The sequence below is a fragment of the Azospirillum rugosum genome (assembly GCF_017876155.1).
GTDB classification, from domain to species: domain Bacteria; phylum Pseudomonadota; class Alphaproteobacteria; order Azospirillales; family Azospirillaceae; genus Azospirillum; species Azospirillum rugosum.
In genome coordinates, this window is record NZ_JAGINP010000012.1 from 57326 (window position 1) to 81561 (window position 24236).

A 24236-nucleotide genomic window follows, 5' to 3' on the forward strand; every position below is an offset into this window, starting at 1 on the left:
TTTTGGATGGCCCCGTTTTGGAAGCGCGGAACCTCAGCGCGCGCTACGGGCAGGTGCAGGCGCTGGCCCCCATCGACTTCCAGGTGGGGGCGGGCGAGCTGGTCGCGGTGCTCGGCCCCAACGGTGCGGGCAAATCGACCCTGCTGCGCGCCATCCTCGGCCTCGTGACCAACGCCGGGGAGGTCGCCTTCATGGGGGCCGCGCTGCCGCGCCGCAATCCGGTGGCCGTCGCGTCGCGCGGCGTGGTGCTGGTCCCGGAAGGGCGCGGCATCTTCGGGCCGATGACCGTGATGGAGAACCTGGAACTCGGCGCCTACCGCCTGAAGGACCGGCACGAGCGCCAGCGCCGCTTCGACCGTGTGTTCGAGCTGTTCCCCAGGCTGAAGGAGCGGCTTGGGCAAACGGCCGGCTCCATGTCCGGCGGCGAGCAGCAGATGCTCGCCATCGGGCGGGCGCTGATGGCCGACCCGAAGATCCTGCTGCTCGACGAGCCGTCGCTGGGGCTGGCGCCGCGGGTGACGGACGAAATCCTGGAAACGCTCGGCGTCCTCAACCGGTCGGGGCTGCCGGTGGTGCTGGTGGAGCAGAGGGCGCCGCAGGCGCTGAAGCTTGCGCACCGCGCCTACCTGCTGTCGCTCGGCCGCCTGGTCGCCGTCATCGACCCACGCGAGGTCCAATCGCATGACCAGCTCGCCCAGTACTACTTTGCGTGAGGCCGCGCGGGCGCCGGCGCGGGGATCCCTGCGGGGCCACGCCGCCCGCGCCGCGCCCTGGCTGATCGCCGCCTGCGTGGTCGGCTACGCGCTGGTCGTCGGCGGCTACGCCGCGACGGTCGTCGCCTTCGCGCTGATCTACGCCATCTTCGTGTCCGGCCTGAACATCTTCATGGGGCTGACCGCCCAGGTCTCCTTTGGGCAGAGCGCCTTCGCGGCCATCGGCGGATACGCGTCGGCGGTGCTCACCACCGAGTACGAGTGGGGGCTGCTGCCGGCCATGGGCGCCGGGCTGGCCGGGGCGCTGGCCTTCGCCTTCGTCGTCGGCTACCCGACGCTGCGGCTGAAGGGCCATTACCTGTCCATGGCGACGCTGGCCATCGGCCTGATCACCTACGAGATCGCCGTGCAGTGGGACAGCGTCACCCAGGGCTATCTCGGCATCTCCGGCATTCCGCCGCTGGGCATCGCGGGGTACGAGGCGACGACCGACCGGCAGATTCTGATCGTGCTGTCGGTCTGCGTCATCGCCACGGTGCTGGCGGTGGCGCGCATCCGAAGGTCCCGCGTTGGCCGAGCCTTTGCCGGACTGGCCGGCAGCGAGGAGGCGGCGCGGGCGCTGGGCATCAACGTGGCGCGCTACAAGCTGCTGTCCTTCCTGCTGTCGGCCGGCTTCGGCTCTCTCGCCGGGTCGCTGTTCGTCCATGTGGTCGGCTATGTCAGCCCGGAAGTGTTCAGCCTGCACATGATCATTCTGTCCTTCACCATGCTCTATGTTGGCGGCATCGGCACCATCGCCGGGCCGGTGGTCGGGGCGCTGGTGGTCAGCGTGCTGCCGGAAACCTTCCGGGCCTTCCGCGACTACCAGGATTTGGCCTACGGGACGGCGCTGATCCTGCTGCTGATCTTCGCGCCGCGTGGCTTGGCCGGGCTGTTCACCGCGATTGAAGAAAAGAGGTCGCCATGACGGCCTGCCTCAAGGTGGAGGGCGCCACGAAGACCTTCGGCGGCCTGACCGCGGTCAACGCCGTCAGTTTCGAGGTGAAGCCGCGCAGCGTCACCGCGATCATCGGCCCGAACGGCGCCGGCAAGACGACGCTGTTCAACCTGATCTCCGGCGCGCTGCCGCTCAGCGACGGGCGCGTCCTGTTCGAGGGCGTGGACGTCACCGCCGAGGAGCCGGAGGCCAAGGCGGCGCGCGGCCTGATCCGCACCTTCCAGCTGGTGAAGCTGTTCCCGGAACTGAGCGCGGTCGAGAACGTCAAGGTGGGCTTTCATCTCCGCAGCCGCGGCGGCCTGCTGTCCGCCCTTCTGCGCCCGCGCTGGGTCCGGCAGATGGAGGCGGAGATCGACGGCCGCGCGCGCGAATTGCTCGACCTCGTTGGGCTGGGTACGGCCGCCGACCGTCCGGCCTCGGCGCTCAGCTACGGGCAGGGGCGGTTGCTGGAGGTGGCACGTGCGCTCGCCGCCGGGCCGAAGCTGCTGCTGCTCGACGAGCCGGCAGCGGGGCTGAACGCGGACGAAAGCGCGCGCTTGGCCTCTCTCATCCGGCGCATCGCCGAGGACGGCACCGCGGTGCTGCTGATCGAGCATGACATGCATCTGGTGATGAACACCGCCGACGACATCGTGGTCGTCGATTTCGGCAAGAAGATCGCCCAGGGCGCGCCCGACCGCATCCGCGAGGATCCCGCCGTCATCGCCGCCTATCTCGGGTGAAGGAAAGACCGACACATGGACAGCGCCCTCATCGGCCAGAGTCTGGTCAGCGGTCTCGGCATCGGCTGTGTCTACGGCCTGATCGGGATCGGCTTCTGCGTGATCTACAACGCCAGCGGCATCGTGAACTTCGCCCAGGGCGCCTTCGTCATGCTGGGCGGCATGATCACCCACGTGCTGCTGGTGCGCGGGCAGTTGCCCTACATCGCCGCCATCGTCCTGTCGGTGCTCGTGGTGGCGCTGCTCGGCGTCGTCATCGAACGGCTGGTCGTGCGCCCCCTGTGGAAGCGGAACGCGCCGATGTTCGTGATGATCCTGGCGACGCTGGCCGCCCAGATCGTCATCGAAAGGCTGACCTTCCTGGCGGTGGACGACCAGCCCAAGACGCTGCCGGTCTTCACCGACCTGCCGCCCATCATGGTCGGTGGCGTCGCGGTGAACATCCAGTCGCTGTGGATCGTCGCCGGATCGTTGGCCATCGTCGGGCTGCTCGCCCTGTTCTTCAAGGGCACGCGGACCGGCAAGGCGATGCGCGCCTGCGCCATCAACCGCGAGGCGGCGGCGCTCCAGGGCATCCCGGTGCACGGCATGCTGGCGCTGGCCTTCGGGCTCAGCGCCGGGCTGGGCGCCATCGCCGGCATCATGCTGACGCCGACGCAATACACCGCCTTCAACGTCGGCGTGCCCTTCGCGATCTCCGGCTTCATCGCCGCCATCATCGGCGGCTTCGGCCGGCCCTTCGGTGCTTTCCTCGGCGGCCTGACGCTGGGTGTCGTGCAGTCGGTCGCCATCCTGGCCTTCGGGGCTGGGCTGAAGACCGTGGTCGCGCTGTCGGTCCTGCTGCTCTTCCTGTTCGTCCGGCCGTCCGGAATCCTCGGCGCCGCCAAATAACGCCAATCATGGAGAGTTCGAGAATGCCCATCCCCAGCGTCGATTGGAGCGCGCTGCCCTGGACGCCGGTGCGTCCCGGCGTCGAGCGCAAGGTCTTCACCGGCGAGGGCGCCACGCTGGCGCTCCACCGCCTGATGCCGGGCCACGAGCCGCGTCCGCACAGCCACGTGCACGAGCAGATCGTCTACATCCTGGCCGGCACCATCCGCTTCCACGTGGCGGGGGAGGAGCATCTGGTCGGGCCGGGCGGCCTGCTCGCCATCCCGTCCAACGTCGAGCATTGGGGCGAGGTGGTCGGCGACGAGCCGGTGCTGAACCTGGACGTGTTCACCCCGAAGCGTCCGGAATATCTTTGACCGCATATGGTATGGATCGACAATAATCGGCGGGACCGAGGACAGGCTGGGGTGCGCAGGTGAATCTTTTCTCCCTTCTCGACCAAGCGGCGACGCGCTTCCCGAACAACGGCGCGGTGTTCCGCGGCACGGAGCAAGTCCACAGCTTCGCCGAACTGCGGTCCCGCGCGCTGCGACTCGCCGCGGCCCTGCGGGAGCGTGGGCGGCCGGGGGACCGCATCGCCATCGTCAGCGAGAACGCGCCGGAGTATGTGGAGCTGTTCTTCGCCGTCTGGGCCGCCGGCATGGCCGCGACGCCGATCAACGCCAAGCTCCACGCCAAGGAGGTCGTCCAGATCCTGGAGGACGCGGGCGCGTCGGTGGTCTTCGTGTCGGGGAAACTCGCCCCCGGTCTGGAGCACGAACTGAAGGGATCGCCGGCGGCGGAATGCCTGCGGGTGGTCATTGGCAGCGAACGCTACACGGCCCTGCTGAAGGACGAGATGACCGGCCCCGTCGACCCGACGCCGGAGGCGCTCGCCTGGCTGTTCTTCACCAGCGGGACGACCGGCCGCTCCAAGGGCGCCATGCTGTCGCACCGCAACCTGATGGCCCTGACCATCGCCCACCTCGCCGACGTGGAGGCGGTGGATGAGGCGTCGAGCCTGCTGCACGGTGCGCCCATGTCGCACGGTTCGGGCCTCTACATGCCGGCCTACATCGCGCGCGGCGCGCGGCAGGTGGTCCCCGCGTCGTCGGCGTTTGACCCGGCGGAGTTCCTGGATCTCTGCGACCATCACCCGGGCTGCGGCGCGTTCCTGGCGCCGACCATGGTGCAGCGGCTGCGGCTGGAGGCGGAACGGAGCGGGCGGCGCCCGGCCAACCTGCGCTCCATCGTCTACGGCGGCGGCCCGATGTATGTGGAGGAACTGAAGAAATCGCTCGCCACCTTCGGGCCGGTCTTCGCGCAGATCTACGGGCAGGGTGAATCGCCCATGACCATCACCGGCCTGCGCCGCGCCGACCATGCGACGGACGATGACGGCATTTTGGGCTCGGTCGGCTACGCGCGCAGCGGGGTCGAAGTCGCCGTCGTCGATGACCAGGGCCGGCCGCTGCCCGCCGGGGAGATCGGGGAGATCGTCTGCCGCGGCGACGTTGTCATGTCCGGCTACTGGAACAACCCGAAGGCCACCGCCGACGCGCTGCGCGACGGCTGGCTCTACACCGGCGACATGGGCGCCTTCGACGAGCGCGGTTACCTGACCCTGCGCGACCGCTCGAAGGACGTGATCATCAGCGGCGGCACCAACATCTACCCGCGCGAGGTCGAGGAGGCTCTGCTCCGCCACCCCGGCGTGGCCGAGGTCTGCGTGACCGGCCAGCCGCACGAGGAATGGGGCGAGATCGTCGTCGCCTTCATCGTGCCGACGCCGGGGGTGGACCTCGCGTCCGCCGCATTGGACGAGCACTGCGCCGCCAACATCGCGCGCTTCAAGAAGCCCAAGCGCTACGTGTTCGTCGAGGCGCTGCCGAAGAACAACTACGGCAAGGTGCTGAAGCGCGAGCTGCGCCAACAGCTTGCCGACGGCCTGTAATCCGGCCCTTCCAAAATTCGAGAGGAAACCAGCATGGCGACCGCCATCGTCGGGTGGGCCCACACGCCCTTCGGCAAGCATGAGAACCAGACGCTCGAAAGTCTGATCGTCACCGCCGCGACGGACGCGCTGGCCCACGCCGGGCTTGCCCCCAGCGACGTGGACGAGATCGTGCTCGGCCACTTCAACGCCGGCTTCTCGCCGCAGGACTTCACCGCGTCCCTGGTGTTGCAGGCCAGCGACGACTTCCGCTTCACCCCGGCGACGCGCGTCGAGAACGCCTGCGCCACGGGCTCCGCCGCGGTGCATCAGGCCATCAAGACCATTGAGGCCCGCCGCGCCCGCGTCGTGCTGGTGGTCGGGGCGGAGCAGATGACGACAACCCCGGGGCCGGAGATCGGGCGCAACCTGCTGCGCGCCTCCTACCTGCGGGAGGAGAGCGGGATCGACGGCGGTTTCGCCGGCGTGTTCGGCATGATCGCCGGCGCCTATTTCCAGAAATACGGCGACCAGTCCGACGCGCTGGCCCGGATCGCCGCCAAGAACCACAAGAACGGGGCGAGCAACCCGCTGGCCCAGATGCGCAAGGATCTCGGCTACGAGTTCTGCCGCCGCGAGAGCGAGAAGAACCCGCTGGTCGCCGGCCCGCTGAAGCGGACCGACTGCTCCCTGGTGTCGGACGGCGCGGCGGCGCTGGTGCTGACGGACGTGGAAACGGCGCTGCGCATGCGCCGCGCGGTGATGTTCCGCGGCACGGCGCATGTGCAGGACTTCCTGCCCCTGTCGAAGCGCGACATTCTGAAGATGGAAGGCTGCGCGCAGGCTTGGCGCAAGGTCCTGGCGGAGGCCGGTGTCGCGCTGTCCGACCTGTCCTTCGTCGAAACCCACGACTGCTTCACCATCGCCGAGTTGATGGAGTACGAGGCCATGGGCCTGACGCCCGAAGGGCAGGGCGCGCGGGCCATCGAGGAAGGCTGGACCGAGATCGGCGGCAAGCTGCCGGTCAACGCCTCCGGCGGGCTGAAGGCCAAGGGCCACCCCATCGGCGCCACGGGCGTGTCCATGCACGTGCTGTCGGCCATGCAGCTGTGCGGGGAGATGCCGGCCCCGATCCAGGTAAAGGACGCCAAGCTCGGCGGCGTCTTCAACATGGGCGGCACGGCGGTGGCGAACTACGCGAGCGTGCTGGAGCGGATACGGTAGGGGCTGCGCATTCTCACCCTCTCCCAGCTCTGCTGGGAGAGGGAGGGACCCGCCACAGGCGGGAGGGTGAGGGCAAGGTCTTCTCCAGAATCCTAGCCCTCACCCTTCCCACTTCGTGGGCCCCTTCCCTCTCCCGCCGGAGGCGGGCGAGGGAGGCTTCGTCGGCCGCTCAATCCCCCGCGGGTGCGGGCTCGGCGTGGTGGGGCGCTTGCTCCACCCGCCTCCGGACGAACATGCGGTAGACCGCGACGAAGAACACCGGCACGAAGATGATCGCCAGCACGGTGGCGGAGATCATGCCGCCCATCACGCCGACGCCGATGGCGTTCTGGCTTTCCGAGCCGGCGCCGCTGCTGATCGCCAGCGGCAGCACGCCCAGGATGAAGGCCAGCGACGTCATGATGATCGGGCGCAGGCGCTGGCGGCAGGCCTCGATCGCGGCCTCCTTCAGGTCCATGCCCTCGTCGTACAGCGCCTTGGCGAACTCCACGATCAGGATGGCGTTCTTCGCCGACAGGCCGATGGTCGTCAGCAGGCCGACCTGGAAGTAGACGTCGCTCGGCAGGCCGCGCAGCGTGGCGGCGAGCACCGCGCCGATGACGCCCAGCGGCACCACCAGCATCACCGACACCGGCACCGACCAGCTCTCGTACAGCGCCGCCAGACACAGGAAGACGATGAGCATCGACAGGGCGTAGAGCGCCGGCGCCTGCGAGCCGCTCAGCCGCTCCTCGTAGGAGAGGCCGGTCCACTCGTAGCCGATGCCCGCCGGCAGCTTCGCCATCATCGCCTCCATCTCCTGCATCGCCTCGCCGGAGCTGATGCCCGGCGCGGCGGAGCCCTGGATGTTCAGCGACGAGCTGCCGTTGTACCGCTCCAGCTTCGGCGAGCCGTAGGTCCACTGCGCCATGGTGAAGGCGGAGAAGGGGACCATCTGGCCGAGGTTGTTGCGGACGTACCAGCGTTCCACGTCGGACGGCTGCATGCGGTAGGGCGCGTCGGCCTGGAGATAGACCTTCTTCACGCGCCCGCGGTCGATGAAGTCGTTGACGTAGGAAGACCCCCAGGCGGCCGACAGCGTCGTGTTGATGTCGCTGAGCGACAGGCCCAGCGCGCTCGCCTTCTCGCGGTCCACCGTCAGCTTGTACTGCGGCGTGTCCTCCAGCCCGTTCGGGCGGACGGCGATCAGCTTGGGGTTCTGCGCCGCCATGCCCAGCAGCTGGTTGCGCGCCTGCATCAGCTTCTCGTGGCCGAGGCCGCCGCGGTCCACCAGCTGCAGGTCGAAGCCGGTGGCGTTGCCGAGGCCGGGCACCGACGGCGGCATGAAGGCGAAGACCACCGCGTCCTTGATCCGCGACAGCGCACCCATGGCGCGGCGGGAGATGGCGTCGGGCTTGCTTTCCGGCGTCTTGCGCTCCTCCCAGTCCTTCAGGCGGACGAAGGCGAGGCCGGCGTTCTGCCCGCGGCCGGCGAAGTTGAAGCCGGCGATGGTGAACAGGCCCTCCACATGGTCCTTCTCCTTGTCCAGGAAGTAGGCCTCGACCTGCTTGCTGGTCTCCAGCGTGCGTTCGATGCTGGCGTTCGGCGGCGCCGACCACAGCACGAACAGCTGGCCGCGGTCCTCCGTCGGCAGGAAGGAGGAGGGCATCTGGAGGAACAGGTAGGCCAGCCCGCCGACGATCAGCAGATAGGCGAAGCCGAACCGCCAGAGGCGCGACACCGCCCCGCGCACGCCCTTCAGGTAGACGCGGCTGCTGGCGTCGAAACCGCGGTTGAACAGGCCGAAGACGCCGCCGCGGGCGTGCCCGTGGTCATGGGCCAGCGGCTTCAGGATGGTGGCGCAGAGCGCCGGGGTCAGCACCAGCGCGACCAGCACCGACAGCGCCATGGCCGACACGATGGTCAGCGAGAACTGGCGGTAGATGGCGCCGGCCGAGCCGCCGAAGAAGGCCATCGGCACGAACACGGCGGACAGCACCAGCGCGATGCCGACCAGCGCGCCGGTGATCTGGCCCATGGACTTGCGCGTCGCCTCGCGCGGGGAGAGCTTCTCCTCGCTCATCACGCGCTCGACGTTTTCCACCACCACGATGGCGTCGTCCACCAGCAGGCCGATCGCCAGCACCATGCCGAACATGGTCAGCACGTTGATGGAGAAGCCGAAGGCCGACAGGATGCCGAAGGCGCCCAGCAGCACCACCGGAACCGCGATGGTCGGGATCAGCGTGGCCCGGAAGTTCTGGAGGAAGAGGTACATCACCGCGAAGACGAGGACGATGGCCTCGAACAGCGTCTTGATGACCTCGTGGATCGACACCTGGACGAAGGGCGTCGAATCGTAGGGGTAGATGATCTCCAGGCCGGGCGGGAAGAAGGGCGACAGCTCCGTGATCTTGGCCTTCACGGCGGCGGCGGTGTCCAGCGCGTTGGCGCCGGTCGCCAGCTTGATGCCCAGGCCCGCCGCCGGCTTGCCGTTGTAGCGGGCGGAGACCTCGTAGGTTTCCTGGCCGACCTCGATGCGCGCCACGTCGCGCAGGCGCAGCTGCGACCCGTCCGGGTTGACGCGCAGCAGGATGGCGCCGAACTCCTCCGGCGTCTGCATGCGCGACTGCGCCATGATGGTGGCGTTGAAGCGCTGGCCGGGAACCGCCGGCGCGCCGCCGAGCTGGCCGGCGGAGATCTGCGCGTTCTCCGTCTTGATCGCGTTGGTGACGTCGACGGTGGTCAGCTGGTGGCTGTTCAGCGCGTCGGGGTCGAGCCAGATGCGCATGGCGTGCTGCGGGCCGAACACCGTGATGTCGCCCACGCCCTGGACGCGGCTCATCGTGTCCTGGATGTTCGACACCACATAGTCGGCGATGTCGCCCTGGCTGAGCCGCCCGTCGCTGGAGACGAAGCCGACCACCATCAGGAAGTCGTTCGACGCCTTGGAGACCTGGAGGCCGCGCTGCTGCACCTCCTGCGGCAGGAGCGGTGTGGCGAGCTGGAGCTTGTTCTGCACCTGCACCTGGGCGATGTCCGGGTTGGCCTCCGGCTCGAAGGTCAGGGTGATGGTGACGTTGCCCGAGGAGTCGCTGGTCGAGGACATGTAGCGGAAGTGGTCGAGCCCGGTCATCTTCTGCTCGATGACCTGGGTGACCGTGTCTTCCAGCGTCTTCGCCGAGGCGCCGGGATAGCTCGCGGTGATGGACACCGTCGGCGGCGCGATCTTCGGGTACTGCTCGATGGGCAGGCGGAGGATCGCCAGGGCGCCCGCCACCATGATCACGATGGCGATGACCCAGGCGAAGACGGGCCGGTCGATGAAGAATTTCGACATGGATCAGTACCGCTTCAGCGTGCCGGCGTGGTCAGGACTGCGACCGTGCTCTGCACCGGGACGGGCTTCACGGGCGCGCCGGGCTTCACCTTTTGCAGGCCCTCCACCACGATGCGCTCGCCGGGGCGCAGGCCGTCGGACACCAGCCAGGCGTTGCCGACCACCCGTTCGGTCTTGATGATCCGCTGCGACACCTTGTTGTCGTCGCCGACCACCCAGACCTGGGCGGCGCCGTCCGGGCCGCGGGTGACCGCCGCCTGCGGCACGGCGATGGCGCCCTCGGCCACGCCCTGCTCGACGCGGGCGCGCACGAACAGGCCCGGCAGCAGGTCCTGGTTCGGGTTGGGGAAGACCGCCCGCAGCTGGACGGAGCTGGTCCCCGGATCGACCGTCACGTCGGAGAACTGAAGCTCGCCACGCTGGCCGTAGGGGGCGTCGGCGGCGCTGAGGAACAGCGACACCGGAATCTTGCCGGGCTCCGCCGGGCGGATGCGGCCGGTCGCCATGTCCTGGCGCAGCTGCATCAGTTGCGAGGCGGTCTGCGTCACGTCGACGTAGATGGGGTCGAGCTGCTGAATGGTCGCCAGCGCGGTCGCCTGATTGGCGGTGACCAGCGCCCCTTCGGTCACCGCGGACTTGCCGATGCGGCCGGAGATGGGGGCGAAGACCTTGGTGTAGTCCAGGTTGATGCGCGCCAGGTTGTAGGCGGCCTTGGAGGCAGCGAGCGCCGCCTCGTTCTGCTTCAGCGTGGCGGTGACGTCGTCGAAGTCCTGCTTGCTGACGACGCTGCTCTTGACCAGGTCGCCGTAGCGCGACGCCTTGTTGCGGGCGGCCTGGAGGTTGGCCTCCGCCTTCTGGATGTCGGCCTGGGCGCTGGCGAGTGCGGCCTCGTAGGTGGCCGGGTCGATCTGGTAGAGCTGGTCGCCGGCCTTGACGTCGCTGCCCTCGCGGAAGAAGCGCTTCAGCACGATGCCGCTGACCTGCGGCCGGATCTCCGCCACCCGGTAGGCCGCGGTGCGTCCGGGCAGCTCGGTCGTCACGGGCAGGCGCTGCGGCTCGATCGTCGCCACCGACACCTCCGCCGGCGGGGCGGCCGGCGGGGTGGCAGCCGCCTGCTTCTTCTCCTGGCAGCCGCCGAGCGCCACGGTCAGGCCGGCCGCCACGGCCATGGACAGCAATGCGTTTGCTTTGACCATCAATTTCCTCGTGAGAACGCCGTGGAGCGGCGGTGGAAAAGCCCTGAAGACGGGTTTCGGCAAGCCCGCCGCCCACCCGCGACACGTGACCGCCCGCAACCGGTCTGGCCGGTCGCGAGGGTCCAAATAACCCTTTGCGCTGTACTGTCTCATACAGTACACTGTACCGGACGATACACTTGGATCCCTTGGTCGTGCAAGAGGGATCCGCCGCAGCCTGAAATAGCGGCCGGAAAAAGGGGCCCGCAGGGGGACCAAGCGGGCTTCAAGGGGGAAACATGGTGCACAAGGACACGGACAGGGAGCCGTCGGCGGTCGGGCCGCGCGGGCTGGCGCGGCGCAAGGCGCTGCTCGACGCCGCGGAATGCCTGTTCGTCGAGAAGGGCTTTGAGAAGACGACGCTCAGCGACATCATCAACAAGGCCGGCGGGTCGCGCGCCACGCTGTACGAGCAGTTCGGCGACAAGGACGGGCTGTTCCGCGCGATGATGGAGGAGAACAGCGCCCGCATCCTGGACGGGATGGCGGCGATCCACGCCGACGACACGGTGCCGCCGGAAGTCGCGCTGACCAAGTTCGCGCTGTACTTCGTTCAGGTGCTGTCGGAGCCGCAGACGGCCTCCATCCTGCGCATCCTGGTGTCGGAGGGCGGCCGCGTCCCCGACATCGCGGAGGCCTTCTTCCGCATCGGCCCGGAGACGACCGTCGCGCGCCTCGCCTGTTACCTGAAGAGCCTGGACGACGCCGGGTCGCTGCGCATCGACGACCCGGACGTGGCGGCCCAAGCCTTCCTTGGGATGATCACCGGTAACCTCGTCGTCCGGCGGCTGATCCTCCCCCACCAGCCGCTCGCCATGGCCGACGTCGACCATTACGTGCGGCAGGCGATCGCGCTGTTCCTGTCCGGCGCGCGGGTGACCGGCCTGGAGGCGTCGTCTCGGACGAACGGATAGGCCCCGATCACAGGGTCCGGTAGGTGTGGATTCCGTCCTTGCCGGTCTCCACCGCCAGGACTCCGTTTGCAATCATGTGGTTCAGGTGGGCCAGCGCCTCCCCGACCGCGAAGCCGAGCTGGTGGGAGTCCAGCGCCCGGTGGAAGATCACCGGGACGACCTGGGCGCAGGTCAGCGGCGCCGGGCGGCAGGCGGCGGCGATGCGCGCGCAGCGGTCCTCGTGATGGGCGTCCAGCTCCCGGGCGCGCTGGTGCAGGCCAAGGAAGGGGCGGCGGTGGGACGGCAGGACGAGGGTGTTCGGCGGGATCGTCTCCATCAGCTCCCGCAGCGAATCCCGGTACTGCGACAGCGGGTCGGCGTTGGGCTGCATCGGCTGCACGCTGACGTTCGGGGAGATGCGCTCCAGCACCTGGTCGGCGGCGAGGAACAGGCCGTCGGCCTCGCACCACAGCATCGCCTGGTCCGGCGAATGGCCGCCGCCGGTGAGGATGCGCCAGTCGCGCCCGCCCAAACGCAGCGTCCGGCCGGCGACCAGCGGTTCGAAGGCCGGCGGCAGGCCGGTCGTCTGGGTCAGGTAGCGCAGCCCCCGGCCCAGCAGCCCGGCGACCGCATCCTCCCCCAGCCCGCAGGACCGGTAGAAGCGTGCCACCGCGGCGCGCGAGCGCTCGTCGTCCGTGTCCTGGCGATAGACGCGGGTGGTGAGGTACTCGGCCTCCGTCATGTGGACGGGCGGGGCGAAGCGTTCGTCGAACCAGCCGGCCAGCCCGACATGGTCGGGGTGGCAGTGGCTGACCACGATCCGCGTGATCGGCCGGCCGCCCAGCGCCCCGGCGAGCACCGCGGCCCATAGGGTCCGGCTGCGCTCGTCGCCCAGGCCAGTGTCGAACAGCGCCCAGCCGTCCCCGTCCTCCAGCAGGTACAGGTTCACGTGGTCGAGCGCGTAGGGCAGCGGCAGGCGCAGCCACAGGATGCCCGGCGCGACCGGAACGGGTTCCCCGAAGGGCGGGGGCTCGGCGAAGGGGAAACGAAGCGTCTCGGGCTCTGGCTGCATCAACGGCCGGTTATCCTGTCCTGTGGCGCCGCGCTGCGCACGGCCGAACGTAGATGTGGAGTCGATGGCCGCGCCGACAACCCGGACGAAAGCACGTTCCGCGCCTTCAGCGTGGTGCCGACGGCTCCCTGGGCCACCGTCAGCGCGGTCACCAGCGCCGCGCCGGTCATGCCCAGCGACGGGATGAGGACGGCGCCGAGGACGATGCAGCTCGCGAGCTGGAGAAGGTTGAGCCTGCGCAAGGCCTGCCCCTGTCCGGTCATGGCGAGCAGGATGTCCTGGCAGGCCATCAGGCAATTGACCAACTGCCCCGCGGCAAGGATGACCAGCGCCGTGGCCGCGATGCCGAACCCCGGGCCGACCAGCGTCAGCAGGGTTTCGGGCGCCGCCATCATCGCTAGCACCAGGGGCGAACCCAGGGCGGCCACCGTCAGCATCACCCGGCGGTTCATGGCGCGCAACCGGTCCATCTCTCCGCGGCGGTGCAGTTCGGCGTAGGCGGGGGACGCGAAGGTGCCGATGCTGATGATGACGACCCAGATGAGCATGGAGATGCGGTTCGCCACGCTGAAGGCGCCGACCGAGGCCGCGTCCACGAACACCCCCAGCGCCAGGACCGGCAGGGAGGCGAGCGAGACCTGCACCAGCTCCACCACGAACAGGGGCATCGCGGTGTGCCACAGGGAGGGCAGGGAGTCCGCGGCCTGACCCTGCGCTTCCGGCCCGTCGGCAAACTGGCCGCGGTCGCGGGCGAGGAAGGCCATCCCGACCAGGAAGCTGAACGCCAGCACCGCGGCGAGCGTCAGCAGGATGCCCTCGACGCTGTCGACTCCGGCCAACAGGGCGGCCAGCGTCAGCACCGGCCACAGGGCGTTCTGGACGAACTGGGCCGCCACGCCGCGCTTCAGCCCGGCCAGGGCGTAGCCGACGGTGATGGTCAGGGTTTGCGGCACCAGGGCCGCCGCCGACAGGCGCAGGGGGACCTCCAGGTCCGGCGCGCCGAACAGAAGGTGCGACGCGGGGCCGGCCACGGCCGCGGTGACCAGCGCGGCGCCGGCCGACGCGGCCCCCGTCCAGACCAGCGCCGTCCGCAGGTCGCGCCCGGCCGCGCGCCCCCGCCCGACCGCCAGCTCGGCCGCGAGGTGGCGGGTGATCGCCCGCTCCAACCCCAGGCGGGCGACTGTGGAGCCCAAGCCGATCCAGGTCAGGCACAGGAAGAAGAGGCCGGCGTCGTGCGCCCCGAGCGACCGCGCGGCGACGATGTAGAGGCCGAGCTTCCCGGCCACCTCCACCCCGCGCAAGCCAAGGCCGGTGGCGTAGCGGGCCAGGCTGTGCCAGTTTCGCGGCCGCATCATGGGGTGTGGGACCGATGAAGACGACCATGACAATCGCCGCGTCCATCGTCGCGGCCCTGCTCACGAACGGCGCCGCCGCGCAGGACACCGAGGAGGAGTGGCGCCCCGTGGACATCCGGCAGGAGATCCGCTCCCACTTCGCCCGCCTGCCCTACGGCTGGTGGATCCGGGAGCCGGAGATGCACCTCAACACCTACGAGGTGGAGGTCAACATTCCGGACTGGTGGCGCGGCAACCCGACCTCGGCTGTCAACAACCTGTGCCCGGAGCGGCAGAGCCGCATCTGGAAGGTGACCAGCATCCTCACGCTTCGCCCCTTCTACCAGAAGCGCCCTTGGCCGGAAGTGGACTGCCGCCGCTGACTTCAAGAAAGGCGGTCCGTCTGCTGGCCCGTTTGGCGGGCCGCCTGGCCCAACGCCGCGCGCAGGCGGTCCGCCACGCCGTCGCGGGCGACGAAGATGAAGTTGTTGATGTAGGTCTGCCCCTTCAGCCGGTGCGTGCCGGCCGGGTTCAGCGCCGCGCGCGACTGGTGGCGGGCCGGGTCGAAGGCGTCCAGGCTGCACAGCCGGCCGGACAGGACGAAATAGCCGCGGTAGCCGAGCGGCGCCAGCAGCGCCGCCAGCCTCGCCAGGGATCCGGGGCTGTGCCGCTCCTCGGCCTCCACCAGCAGGTTGGGGCGATGGCGCGCGATCAGCCGCATGCCGCCGGCGACCACCGCCGCCTCGTGCCCCTCCACGTCGATCTTCACGAAACCGACGGGACCCTCGTCGAACCGGTCGAGCGTGAGACGCGGCACGGTCACCGCCGTGACCTCCTGCCCGTGGGCGTCCACCGCGCCCGCCTCGACCGACGCCAAGGCGGTGGCCTGCGGCACGTGCAGCACGATGGACCCGTCGCCGTCGCTCAGCGCGCAGCCTTCGATCCGCAGCCGGCCGGACGCGACCAGAGAGCCGAACTTGGCGGCCAGCAGCCCCGCGAGCTTCGGGTTGGGCTCGAACGCGACCACGCGGGCGGCCTCACGGCACATCCAGAAGGTGTAGATGCCGCTGTTGGCGCCGACGTCGAAGGCGGCCTCGCCGGGGACGCACAGGGCGGGAAGCAGGCGCAGCTCCGGCTCCGCATAATAGGGGGCGAGGCGGTCCCGCAGCCAGGTCAGGCGCCGGAACAGCGCCGGGTGGCGGGCCTCAATCTCGGCTTTCAGCGTGGATAGGTGATGGATCATGCAGGCGGCGCTCGGCTGGCTGCGCGGGGCAAAATCCGCGCGATGCATTCGGGCAACTTTTAGACAAATTGTTGCAAAACAGCAACCATGGAATGACAGAGGTACACCAAACATGGTAAACCATTCAAACGAATTGCATACGCAACACCCTTTGGTACCCGCTCCCAATGCTCTCTCAGGACCAGGAAATCCGGAGGCAAAGCCAGCCGGCTGAACAGCCGGACGGCCCTGCCATCCCATTTTCGAACGGGGCCTTATCGGCTGGCGGTGCTGCCGCGTTCACGCCGCGCGACCTGCTGATACTCGCTTTTTATCACAAGCGCGTCATCCTGGCGGTCGCTCTTCTTTCCGTCGTCGCGGGCTTGATCGCGGCAACCTACGCGCGCACGCAATACACGGCGGAAAGCCTGATCCTGATGATGGTCGACCGCGAGCACGCGGGGCTTCAGGACGTCGGCGGCAGTCTTCCGTCCGTGCTGTCCATCGACGGGTTGAAGTCGGTCGACAGCGAAATCCGCATCCTGGAGAGCCGCAAGGTCATCGAGGACACGCTGCAGGTCGTCGATCCCACGGTGCTGTTTCCCGAGCTGGGGCGGCCGCGGCTGTTCGGCCTGCTCCGCTCCGACGACGCGCAGGACCGCCTGGAAAAGGCGATCGACCTGTTCAAACGGCATCTGCGGGTGGAGCAGCAATCCGCGTCCAACATCGTCCGGCTGAGCTTCAGCCACGAAAACCCGGACGTTGCGGCGGACACCGTCAACGCCATCGCCGACGCCTATCTGAAGCGTCGCCGCGCGATCTTCGACATCCCGCGTTCGCCCTTCCTGGCATCGGAGCTGGCCCGCCATTCCGACCAGCTGAAGAGCATCGAGGAGCAGATCCTGCGCCTGAAGTCGGAGTATGAGATCGTCGACCTGGGGCAGGAAATCCTCCTCGCCGCCAATCAGGTGGACAGCATCGTCCAGCGCCGCCGCCAGACCCAGGAACGCCAGGCGGCGCTTCAGGCGGAGGTGTCCACGGCCCGGAAGCGGCTGGCCGCCCTGCCGGAGCGGGTCTTCGACTTCAAGGAGCAGAGCAACCAGACGCACAACGACGACGACCGCAACGTCCTGCTGCGCCTGGAGCTGGAACGCGACCGGCTGGCGTCGCAGTTCCTGCCGGACTACCCGCCGCTCCAGGAGATCGAGAAGAAGATCAAGACGGTGCGGCAGTCGATGAAGGGGGCGGAAAAGCCGGTCTTCAGCACCCAGCGCGAGGTGCGCAACCCGACCATCGCCTTCCTGAACAACCACCTGCTGACTCTGGAGATCGAACAGGACGCCGTGGCGCGCCAGCTGGCCGAACTGGACCGCCAGCACGCCATCGCGGTGGAGAAGGTCGGGCGCCTGCGCAAGGCGGAAACCGAGCTGCACGACCTGGAGCGCACGCGCGGCGTCCTGGAGGGCATCTACCGCGACTACGCCCAGCGCACGGAGGCCGCCCGCGCCGAGGAGGAGGCCGCGAAGGTGCGGACCTCCAACGTCCGCGTGGTGCAGCCGGGCGTCGCGCCCGCGACCGGGACGAGCATGGGACCGAGCTTCATCATCGCCGGCCTCGTCGGCGGCATCCTCCTGGGCGCGGCGGCCGGCGTGCTCGCGACTTGGTTGCGTCAGGTCTACATCCTGCCGCACGAGATCGAGCGCGACCTCGGCGTGCCGGCCATCGCCAGCTTCGCCGACACGGCCGGAGAGCTGGCCTCCCCGGGCGCGCAGCAGGAGCTGATCCATCTCGCGGCCCAACTGCTCGACCACGGCGTGGGGGAGCGGCCGATGTCGCTGCTCCAGTTCGTCACCGCCAACGAGGGCGACGGGGAGGCGGTGGTGGCGCGCGGCTTGGCGTTGGAGCTTGCCAAGGGCCGCGGCCTGCGCACGCTGGTCATCGACCTGTGCGGCGACGGCACCGGGCAGCTGATGGCGATCAACGCCTCCGCCGACCCGGCCGCGGGCGATGCGCTGGCCCCGTCCGACGCGCTGCTGGCGGCGGAGCTGGACGCCGTCCCGTCCACCGTCCCGCTGCTGTGGGTGTCCAAGGCGGCGCCGGATTCGGCGCTGGGCAGCCTGCGCACGCCCATCGCCCAGTCGCGCCAGATGCTGGAACGGCTGCGCCAGCGCTTCGACATGATTTTGATCCTGTCGCCGCCGATCGGCAGCAGCCATCTTGCGCGCCGCCTGTCGCCCATGGCCGACGCCAACATCCTGATCGCGCGCGCCGAGCACACCCGCGCCCCGGTCGCCGCCCGGATGCGCGATTCCATCCTGGCGTCCGGCGGCGACATCGTCGGGCTGGTGCTGACCGGTCGGCACTTCCACATCCCGCAGGTGATCTACCGATGGCTGTGACGCGCTGCATTCTGTTGCTGGCGGTGGCGGCGCTGGGCGCCTGCACCGGCCAGTCCCTGTCGCCGAAGCAGGCGATGCCGGAAGGCTTCGCCGGGTGGGAGGACGCCGTTCCGGCCTACCGCCTGGGGCCGGGAGACCGTTTCCAGGTGAAGTTCACGCTCGTCCCGGACATGGACGAGGAGGTGATGATCGGCCCCGACGGGTCGGCCGGCCTGCGCATGGCCGGGCAGGTGGAGGCCGCCGGCCTGACCCCGACCGAACTCGCCGGCCTCATCGAGACCAAGGCCAAGCGCTGGATGCGCGCCCCGCAGGTCAGCGTCGGCCTGCGCGAGACGCCGTCGAACCGCGCCTATGTCGGCGGTTCCGTCGCCCGCCCCGGCCCCTACCTGCTGAACGGCCGCGTCGGCGTCATGGAGGCGATCATGCTGGCCGGCGGCTTCGACCGCGAGGCCCGGTATGAGGAGGTCGTGCTGATCCGGCGCAACCCGCAGAACAAGCCGATGCTGCGCACCATCGACCTGCGCAACTTCATCGAGACGGGGACGGCGGTCGGCGATGTGCCGATGGCCGCCGGCGACATCCTGTTCGTGCCGCGCAGCTCCATCGCCGAAACCGGCCTTTGGGTGGAACAGTTCATCAACCGCGTCGTGCCGTTCGAGCGCGTGTTCAGCTACACCATCGGCCGCACGCACGGCGTTTCGACGAGCTTCCCATGACGCCGGCGGTTTCCACGGAGGACATCCCCGCGGACTTGGTCTTCGGCGTCCGCATCGCCCGGCTGGACGTGGCCGGCGCTGCGGAGGCCATCGCCGGCCGCGCGCCGGAGGCTCCCTTCGCCTATGTCGTAACGCCGAACGCGCAGCATGTGGTGCGCCTGCACCGTGGCGACGCACCCTTCCGCGCGGCTTATGACGCCGCGTGGCTGCGGCTGTGCGACAGCCAGATCATGCGGCTGCTCGTCCGCCTGCTGTTCGGCCGCCGCCTGCCGAGCGCCCCGGGCAGCGATCTGACGGCGCACCTCTTCGCGCACCAGATCACGCCGGACGACCCCATCACGGTCATCGGCGGCAACGACGAGCTGGTGCGGCGCCTGCATGCGCGCTTCGGCCTGACGCGGCTGGCGCTGCACGAACCGCCCATGGGCTTCTCCGCCGACCCGCGGGAGGTGGAGCGCTGCGTCCGCTTCGTGCTCGACCATCCCGCCCGCTACGTCTTCCTGGCGGTCGGCGCGCCGCAGTCCGAATGCCTGGCGCTGGCCATCCGGGACACCGGGCGGGCGACGGGCGTGGGCCTGTGCGTCGGCAGCTCCCTGCTGTTCGTCACGGGGATGGTGGAGCGGGCGCCGCCCCTGGTCCGGCGGCTTGCCCTGGAATGGTTGTTCCGGCTGGCGTTGAACCCGCGGGGGCACGCACGGCGCGTGTTCGTGGATTCGCTGCCGCTGATCGGCATCGCACTGTCGTCCTGGTGGGCGGACCGGCTGGGGCGCACACGGTCCAAGACGGCCCGGCCCAAGACGGCCCGGCCCAAGACGGTGCTGCGCCCGTGATCATCGACCTGGCGACGAGGCGGCGCGGGCGCATCCTGCGTCCGGTCCGGGCGGCGGCCCCGCGCCGCGCCCTGCCACGGTCGCTGGTCGCCCTGCTGCTTCTGGTCGTCCTGCCCCTGTTCGGGCAGACCTTCCATTACATGGTGGACGTGCCGCCGCTCTACGCCCTGTCGAAGGCGTGGCCGGTGCTGACCATCCCGTTGGCCGTCTACGCGCTGGCGCAGATCGAGCTTCCGCACACGTCGCTCGGCGTCGCGCTGCTCGCCTACCTCGTGGCGATCACGCCGGCGGTGTCGATGGTCCAGCTCGGCAACGGGCTGACGGACGCGCTGGCGACCACCGTCAAGGTCTGGCCCTTCGCCTATGTGTTCTCGCTGAGCGCCCTGCTGGTTCTGCTGCGGCCCACGCTGCCGCAGATCCGCGGCGCGCTGGTCGTGCTGGGTGCGGGCACCTTCGTCGTCATGCTGGCGCTGTGGCTGGTGATGCCGTTGGGGGCCTACGCCACCGACCCGCTGAAAAGCAAGCTGCTGATGTACGACTTCGAGCGCGGCTACCGCATCTTCATGCCGATGTTCTTCGGCGTGCTGTTCCTGCTGTACCTGACGCGGCGGTTCTGCGCGTACCGGGAATGGTGGACCCTGCCGCTGTTCCTGATCGGCCTTCTGCTGATGGTCTGGATCTACAAGCAGCGCACGGTTCTGGGCGGTGTCGTGCTGGTGGCCGGCTTCGCGATGCTCACCTCCGCGCGCGGCTGGTGGCGAATCGTGGCGGTCGCTGCGGCCGTGCTGGGCGCCATCGCGCTGGCGGTCGTCTACAGCGGGCTGCTCGCCGACCATGTGGAGAAGTTGCTCGGCGCGTCCCTGTCGATCCGGCAGAACTCCATCGCGCTGGCGCTGGACTTCCTGGAGGTGACGCCGCTGCGCTGGCTGCTGGGCGTCGGCGCGATCACCCGCTTCAGCACCGTGACCCTGGCCGACCTGCTGGGCAACAGCCAGTTCTACCTGGCCGACATCGGCTGGATCGGCGTCGTGTTCGAATACGGCGTGATCGGCGCCGTCCTGATCGCCGCCTTCTACGTCGCGGCCTTCCGCACCGCCCGCCGGGCGGCCAGGGACGGCGACCCGATGGCGCAGGCGCTGGCCGACTACGTCCTGTACGCGCTCGCCACCTCCACCGTCTATTCCGTCGTCTTCACGCCCGGCGAGGTCGCCAGCGTGATGGCGCTCGCCGTCTATTGGCGCACCGCCGGCCGTCCTAATGCCCCCAGCCCAATGCACTCAGCCCGAAGCCCCCTCACGTGAGCAGGCCATGACCGCAGCTTCGCCCTCCCGACCCGCCTTCTTCCGCCGCCTGCGCCGTCTTCTCGCCCATCCGGGCTTCCGCGCGGAGCCCGTCGCGGTGCTGGCGCGCGCCGCCTTGTGGGCCGGCTGCGTCGCCATGAAGCAGAGCCCGCGCTTCAGCCTGACCGCCGGCGGCGAGCGGCTGCGCGTGCCGCCGGACCTGCGCTACACCTCCGTCACCGCCTTCGTGCTGCGCGACTGGTCGGAGCCGGAACTGCGGGAGCTTCAGCAGTTCGTCCGCCCCGGCGCGGTGTTCATCGACGCCGGCGCCAACATCGGCCTCTACACGCTGAAGGCGGCGCGGCTCGCCGGGCCGGAGGGCACCGTGGTGGCGGTGGAGCCGGGTCGGACCGCCGCCGACCGCCTCGCCGCCAACGTCGCGCTGAACCGCTTCGCCAAGGTGCATCTGGTGCGCAAGGCGCTGTCTGACCGCAACGGCACGGCCGTCCTGCACCACGTCGTCGCGGGCGGCGACCTCCAGGCCTTCTCCCTGCTGGGCGACAGCGCGACCCGCGAGGGGGAGGAGGTTGCGACGGTGACGCTCGACAGCCTGGTGGAGGAGCTGAAGCTGCCGCGGATCGACTGCATCAAGATGGACGTCGAGGGGGCCGAGCCGATGGTGGTGGAGGGCGCGCGGCGCAGCCTGGAGCGCTGGCACCCGACCATCCTCTTCGAGGTCAACAGCGCCATCCTGCACCGCCGCGGGGAGCGCACCGACGCCTGCTGGGACCGGCTGGAGGAACTCGGCTACCGATTCTGGCGGTTGCAGGACGGCCGGCTGGTGCCGATCGACCGGGTGCCGGACGACTTCTGCAACGTGGTCGCGATGCACGAGGCCGCCGGGACGGACGCAGAGAGGGCGGCCGCCGAAACCGCCGTCTGATCTAGGGCAGCGGCTGGTCGCAGTCGGCGAGGCCCAGGCCACGGCACAGCGCCTGGGCCAGCAGGCGGCCATCCGGGTTGTCCGGCCCAATCGGATCGGGCGGGCGGCCGAGCAGCGGGTACAGCATCATACCGGCGCGTTCGTCAGCCTGCGCCTCTTGGGCCACCTGGCGGGCCAGCCTCTCGGCCAGAGGCACCGTGTAGGTCGGCCCGCCTAGCTGGCTCGGCGGGACCTGAACGCCCAGCGCGAGCGGCCCGCTCCAGACCTGACGGTAGGCCTGGTAGGCCTGCCAGGGATCGAAGGTCGGGCCGGCCTCGTACGCCATGACGGAGACGAGGTCGATCGCCGCCGCCTGGGGCGAGCGCAGCAGGTTGAGCATGGAGCCGGTGTAGCGCCCGCGCGGCTGGGCGTTCTGCCAGGCGCCCTCGCCATAGGCGCCGATGCTCCAACCGGGGACGGTCAGCAACAGGGGGCGCGGGAAGGCGGCGCGGAAGCGGCCGACCAGATCCTGCCATGCACCGTCCGACAGGCAGCGCATCCGTCCCGGCGGCCGCAGGGCGCAGCCGGGCGACTCCGGCTCGAAGTCCAGGTCCACGCCGTCCACGCCCAGGTCGCGGACCAGCCGGACGATGGCGTCCAGGTCGAGGGCGTCCCAATTGTTGTAGTTGGCGCCGCCGACGGCGAGCAGCACGCGCGTGCCCGGCTGGCGCCGCTTCAGCAGCGCGACGGCGTCCCGCAGCACCGTGCCCGGAAAGCCGTACTGGAGCCCCGTCTTGGACAGGTCGAGGCGACCCCAATAGACCGCATCCGGCCGCACGAAGGACAGCGCCACCATGTTCATGTAGGAGGGCAGGGACGCCAGCGTGGTGGCCGCCGGGCCGGTCGCCGGGCGCTCGTACCAGCTGTCGTGGTAGACCAGCAGCGGGCGCGCCGGCACGCCCTGCGCCTGCGCCTTGTCCACACCGAGCAGCGCCGCCGATGCGAGCAGCAGGGAGGCTAGAAAACGTCGCGCCCGAACAAACCCGTGGCGAGGGTGCTGACCATGATCTTTGCGTCGAGCCATAGCGACCAGTTTTCGATGTAGTGGATGTCCATGTCGACCCCGGCGCGGGCCTTCTCGATCGAATGGATACCACCGCGCATGCCGTTGATCTGCGCCCAACCGGTGATCCCCGGCTTGACGCGGCTGCGCGCCGCGTACTCGCGCACGGCCTCCGCGTAGCGATAGTTGCCGACGCGCATGTTCGGCACATGGGCACGGGGACCGACGACGGACATGTCGCCGGCCAGCACGTTGAACAGTTGCGGCAGCTCGTCGATGCTCGTCCGCCGAAGGATGGCGCCGATGCGCGTGATCCGCGGGTTGTCGCGGTGGGTGCCCATGGCGCCGTCGTCCGTGTCATCCACCGTCATCGTGCGGAACTTCAGCATCGTGAAGGGGCGGTTGTTGAAGCCGACGCGCGTCTGCCGGAAGATCACCGGCCCCGGCGATTCCAGCCGGATCGCCAGGGCGGCGGCCAGCATGACCGGCGAGGCGACCAGCAGGCCGAGCGAGGCCACCGCCACGTCCTCGATCCGCTTGAGGATGATCTGCATGCCGCGCAGCGGCTGCCGCATCACCAGCAGCGCCGGCGTGTCCCCGATGTGCCGCACGCTGGCCAGCCGCAGCTTGAAGTTCTCCTCGTCCAGCGGGATCAGGATGTCGAGGGAGATCATCTGCAGCTGCATGCACAGGCTGTGGATGCGCAGCGCCGCCCGCCAGGGCAGCGCGATGACGATCATGTCCACGCGGTTGTTCTGAAGGAAGGTCTTGAAGGCGACCAGATCGCCGGCCACGGGCATGCCGGCCAGCGACTCCGGCCGGCGGTCGGCCCCCCGGTCGTCGAACAGCGCCAGCACGTCGTAGTTCGCCCGGTGTTCCGGCAGAGCCAGATGCTTGATCATCCGCTCCGCGCTGTCGGTCGCGCCGAACAGGACGACCTTGCGCCGCAGCGATCCGCGGCCTTCCAGCCGGCGCACCATCCGCGCCGTCACGGCCCGCCCGGCGGCCAGGTACGCGACCGCCGCGCCGGCCCACAGGGCGACCCAGTCCGGCCGGTCCGTCGGCGGCAGGAACGCCCAGACCAGCAGGAGGAGCACGAGGCCCGTGGGCAGGAGCCCGCCGATCGCGTCGAACAGCGCCTTGCGACCCTGCCGGTAATTCTCGACGCGGTACGCGCCGATGGCCGTCATGGTGCGCAGATAGACGTCGATCGTGATGGCCGTGACAATGATCGCCTGGACCAGCGACAGGCCGGCGCCGTCGCCCAGCCCCACCGCCCAGGCGGTCAGCCCGGCAAGCGTCAGCAACGCGCCGTCCGACGCCTTCACCAGCCGGTTGACCAGCCCATGGGTCCAGTGCAGCCGTCCGGCGCGGGCGGAGGCGAGGCCTTGCGGCGCGGTGCCGACGGCATTCGATGCGTCCTGACGCGGCGTCATCTCGCGCTGCCCGGCCGGATCGCGGGTCTGCACGTCGTCGAGCATGGGTCGGCGCC

Annotated in this window: 21 protein-coding genes; 14 read left to right on the forward strand and 7 right to left on the reverse strand. The window is 69.7% G+C overall.

Annotation, left to right across the window (positions count from 1 at the left end; all coding sequences use genetic code 11):
• Window positions 1–17 precede the first annotated feature (17 nt).
• Genes J2851_RS17130 through J2851_RS17160 form a run of 7 tightly spaced genes read left to right on the forward strand, consistent with a single transcriptional unit; the run spans window position 18 to window position 6459 of the window.
• Window positions 18–713: an ABC transporter ATP-binding protein gene (locus tag J2851_RS17130; protein ID WP_209767602.1), complete on the forward strand. Its 696-nt coding sequence runs from the start codon at window positions 18–20 to the stop codon at window positions 711–713.
• Window positions 682–1680 (forward strand): branched-chain amino acid ABC transporter permease, encoded by a 999-nt coding sequence (locus J2851_RS17135; RefSeq protein WP_209767603.1) that lies wholly within the window; start codon window positions 682–684, stop codon window positions 1678–1680. The genes J2851_RS17130 and J2851_RS17135 overlap by 32 nt, the downstream gene beginning before the upstream one ends.
• Window positions 1677–2432: an ABC transporter ATP-binding protein gene (locus J2851_RS17140; RefSeq protein WP_209767604.1), complete on the forward strand. Its 756-nt coding sequence runs from the start codon at window positions 1677–1679 to the stop codon at window positions 2430–2432. Before J2851_RS17135 ends, J2851_RS17140 begins: the two co-directional genes overlap by 4 nt.
• A gap of 15 nt (window positions 2433–2447) precedes the next feature.
• Complete coding sequence (locus J2851_RS17145; protein ID WP_209767605.1) at window positions 2448–3323, forward strand: branched-chain amino acid ABC transporter permease; 876 nt, start codon at window positions 2448–2450, stop codon at window positions 3321–3323.
• A 23-nt stretch (window positions 3324–3346) separates the two neighbouring features.
• Window positions 3347–3679, forward strand: coding sequence for a cupin domain-containing protein (locus J2851_RS17150; RefSeq protein ID WP_209767606.1), 333 nt, complete (start codon window positions 3347–3349; stop codon window positions 3677–3679).
• 59 nt (window positions 3680–3738) lie between these two features.
• Window positions 3739–5256 (forward strand): AMP-binding protein, encoded by a 1518-nt coding sequence (locus J2851_RS17155; RefSeq protein ID WP_209767607.1) that lies wholly within the window; start codon window positions 3739–3741, stop codon window positions 5254–5256.
• A gap of 33 nt (window positions 5257–5289) precedes the next feature.
• Window positions 5290–6459 (forward strand): acetyl-CoA acetyltransferase, encoded by a 1170-nt coding sequence (locus J2851_RS17160; protein WP_209767608.1) that lies wholly within the window; start codon window positions 5290–5292, stop codon window positions 6457–6459.
• Window positions 6460–6628: 169 nt separating this feature from the next.
• Here the strand turns inward: J2851_RS17160 and J2851_RS17165 are convergent, their stop codons facing one another.
• Both J2851_RS17165 and J2851_RS17170 read right to left on the reverse strand, forming a co-directional pair.
• Window positions 6629–9778: an efflux RND transporter permease subunit gene (locus J2851_RS17165; protein WP_209767609.1), complete on the reverse strand. Its 3150-nt coding sequence runs from the start codon at window positions 9776–9778 to the stop codon at window positions 6629–6631.
• Window positions 9779–9792: 14 nt separating this feature from the next.
• Window positions 9793–10974, reverse strand: a complete 1182-nt coding sequence (locus J2851_RS17170; protein ID WP_209767610.1) for an efflux RND transporter periplasmic adaptor subunit — start codon at window positions 10972–10974, stop codon at window positions 9793–9795.
• A gap of 278 nt (window positions 10975–11252) precedes the next feature.
• Between J2851_RS17170 and J2851_RS17175 the strand changes: the two genes are divergently transcribed.
• Entirely contained in the window at window positions 11253–11927 is a 675-nt protein-coding gene (locus tag J2851_RS17175) for a TetR/AcrR family transcriptional regulator (RefSeq protein WP_209767611.1), read from the forward strand.
• Between the two features lie 7 nt (window positions 11928–11934).
• On the opposite strand, the gene J2851_RS17180 is transcribed toward J2851_RS17175, so the two are convergent.
• Window positions 11935–12978: an MBL fold metallo-hydrolase gene (locus J2851_RS17180; protein ID WP_209767612.1), complete on the reverse strand. Its 1044-nt coding sequence runs from the start codon at window positions 12976–12978 to the stop codon at window positions 11935–11937.
• Entirely contained in the window at window positions 12978–14333 is a 1356-nt protein-coding gene (locus J2851_RS17185; RefSeq protein WP_246500729.1) for a lipopolysaccharide biosynthesis protein, read from the reverse strand. The genes J2851_RS17180 and J2851_RS17185 overlap by 1 nt, the downstream gene beginning before the upstream one ends.
• A gap of 14 nt (window positions 14334–14347) precedes the next feature.
• Here J2851_RS17185 and J2851_RS17190 point away from each other — a divergent pair, with 14 nt between their 5' ends.
• On the forward strand, window positions 14348–14695 hold the full coding sequence (locus J2851_RS17190; RefSeq protein ID WP_209767613.1) for a hypothetical protein: 348 nt from the start codon (window positions 14348–14350) through the stop codon (window positions 14693–14695).
• Window positions 14696–14697: 2 nt separating this feature from the next.
• Here the strand turns inward: J2851_RS17190 and J2851_RS17195 are convergent, their stop codons facing one another.
• A complete protein-coding gene (locus J2851_RS17195) occupies window positions 14698–15603 on the reverse strand; it encodes an FkbM family methyltransferase (RefSeq protein WP_281416040.1) in 906 nt (301 codons plus the stop codon).
• A gap of 314 nt (window positions 15604–15917) precedes the next feature.
• Here J2851_RS17195 and J2851_RS35830 point away from each other — a divergent pair, with 314 nt between their 5' ends.
• From J2851_RS35830 to J2851_RS17220, 5 genes are read left to right on the forward strand one after another with little or no spacing between them, the layout of a single operon-like run.
• On the forward strand, window positions 15918–17933 hold the full coding sequence (locus J2851_RS35830; protein ID WP_246500730.1) for a GumC family protein: 2016 nt from the start codon (window positions 15918–15920) through the stop codon (window positions 17931–17933).
• Window positions 17924–18649: a polysaccharide biosynthesis/export family protein gene (locus J2851_RS17205; protein WP_209767614.1), complete on the forward strand. Its 726-nt coding sequence runs from the start codon at window positions 17924–17926 to the stop codon at window positions 18647–18649. Before J2851_RS35830 ends, J2851_RS17205 begins: the two co-directional genes overlap by 10 nt.
• On the forward strand, window positions 18646–19479 hold the full coding sequence (locus tag J2851_RS17210) for a WecB/TagA/CpsF family glycosyltransferase (RefSeq protein WP_209767615.1): 834 nt from the start codon (window positions 18646–18648) through the stop codon (window positions 19477–19479). The genes J2851_RS17205 and J2851_RS17210 overlap by 4 nt, the downstream gene beginning before the upstream one ends.
• Entirely contained in the window at window positions 19476–20780 is a 1305-nt protein-coding gene (locus J2851_RS17215; protein WP_209767616.1) for a hypothetical protein, read from the forward strand. Before J2851_RS17210 ends, J2851_RS17215 begins: the two co-directional genes overlap by 4 nt.
• Before the next feature lie 7 nt (window positions 20781–20787).
• Complete coding sequence (locus J2851_RS17220; protein WP_209767617.1) at window positions 20788–21702, forward strand: FkbM family methyltransferase; 915 nt, start codon at window positions 20788–20790, stop codon at window positions 21700–21702.
• A gap of 1 nt (window position 21703) precedes the next feature.
• Here the strand turns inward: J2851_RS17220 and J2851_RS17225 are convergent, their stop codons facing one another.
• Together J2851_RS17225 and J2851_RS17230 are read right to left on the reverse strand one after the other, a co-directional pair.
• On the reverse strand, window positions 21704–22663 hold the full coding sequence (locus J2851_RS17225) for a glycoside hydrolase family 18 protein (protein WP_209767618.1): 960 nt from the start codon (window positions 22661–22663) through the stop codon (window positions 21704–21706).
• Between the two features lie 35 nt (window positions 22664–22698).
• Entirely contained in the window at window positions 22699–24225 is a 1527-nt protein-coding gene (locus tag J2851_RS17230) for an exopolysaccharide biosynthesis polyprenyl glycosylphosphotransferase (protein ID WP_209767619.1), read from the reverse strand.
• Window positions 24226–24236 lie beyond the last annotated feature (11 nt).

Coding starts and splice junctions, on each gene's coding strand:
- J2851_RS17140 (WP_209767604.1), top strand. CDS start 1,677: ATGACGGCCTGCCTCAAGGTGGAGGGCGCCACGAAGACCTTCGGCGGC.
- J2851_RS17205 (WP_209767614.1), top strand. CDS start 17,924: ATGGCTGTGACGCGCTGCATTCTGTTGCTGGCGGTGGCGGCGCTGGGC.
- J2851_RS17180 (WP_209767612.1), bottom strand. CDS start 12,978: ATGCAGCCAGAGCCCGAGACGCTTCGTTTCCCCTTCGCCGAGCCCCCG.
- J2851_RS17165 (WP_209767609.1), bottom strand. CDS start 9,778: ATGTCGAAATTCTTCATCGACCGGCCCGTCTTCGCCTGGGTCATCGCC.
- J2851_RS17220 (WP_209767617.1), top strand. CDS start 20,788: ATGACCGCAGCTTCGCCCTCCCGACCCGCCTTCTTCCGCCGCCTGCGC.
- J2851_RS17210 (WP_209767615.1), top strand. CDS start 18,646: ATGACGCCGGCGGTTTCCACGGAGGACATCCCCGCGGACTTGGTCTTC.
- J2851_RS17230 (WP_209767619.1), bottom strand. CDS start 24,225: ATGCTCGACGACGTGCAGACCCGCGATCCGGCCGGGCAGCGCGAGATG.
- J2851_RS17175 (WP_209767611.1), top strand. CDS start 11,253: ATGGTGCACAAGGACACGGACAGGGAGCCGTCGGCGGTCGGGCCGCGC.
- J2851_RS17190 (WP_209767613.1), top strand. CDS start 14,348: ATGAAGACGACCATGACAATCGCCGCGTCCATCGTCGCGGCCCTGCTC.
- J2851_RS17185 (WP_246500729.1), bottom strand. CDS start 14,333: ATGATGCGGCCGCGAAACTGGCACAGCCTGGCCCGCTACGCCACCGGC.
- J2851_RS17145 (WP_209767605.1), top strand. CDS start 2,448: ATGGACAGCGCCCTCATCGGCCAGAGTCTGGTCAGCGGTCTCGGCATC.
- J2851_RS17195 (WP_281416040.1), bottom strand. CDS start 15,603: ATGCATCGCGCGGATTTTGCCCCGCGCAGCCAGCCGAGCGCCGCCTGC.
- J2851_RS17135 (WP_209767603.1), top strand. CDS start 682: ATGACCAGCTCGCCCAGTACTACTTTGCGTGAGGCCGCGCGGGCGCCG.
- J2851_RS17160 (WP_209767608.1), top strand. CDS start 5,290: ATGGCGACCGCCATCGTCGGGTGGGCCCACACGCCCTTCGGCAAGCAT.
- J2851_RS17170 (WP_209767610.1), bottom strand. CDS start 10,974: ATGGTCAAAGCAAACGCATTGCTGTCCATGGCCGTGGCGGCCGGCCTG.
- J2851_RS17150 (WP_209767606.1), top strand. CDS start 3,347: ATGCCCATCCCCAGCGTCGATTGGAGCGCGCTGCCCTGGACGCCGGTG.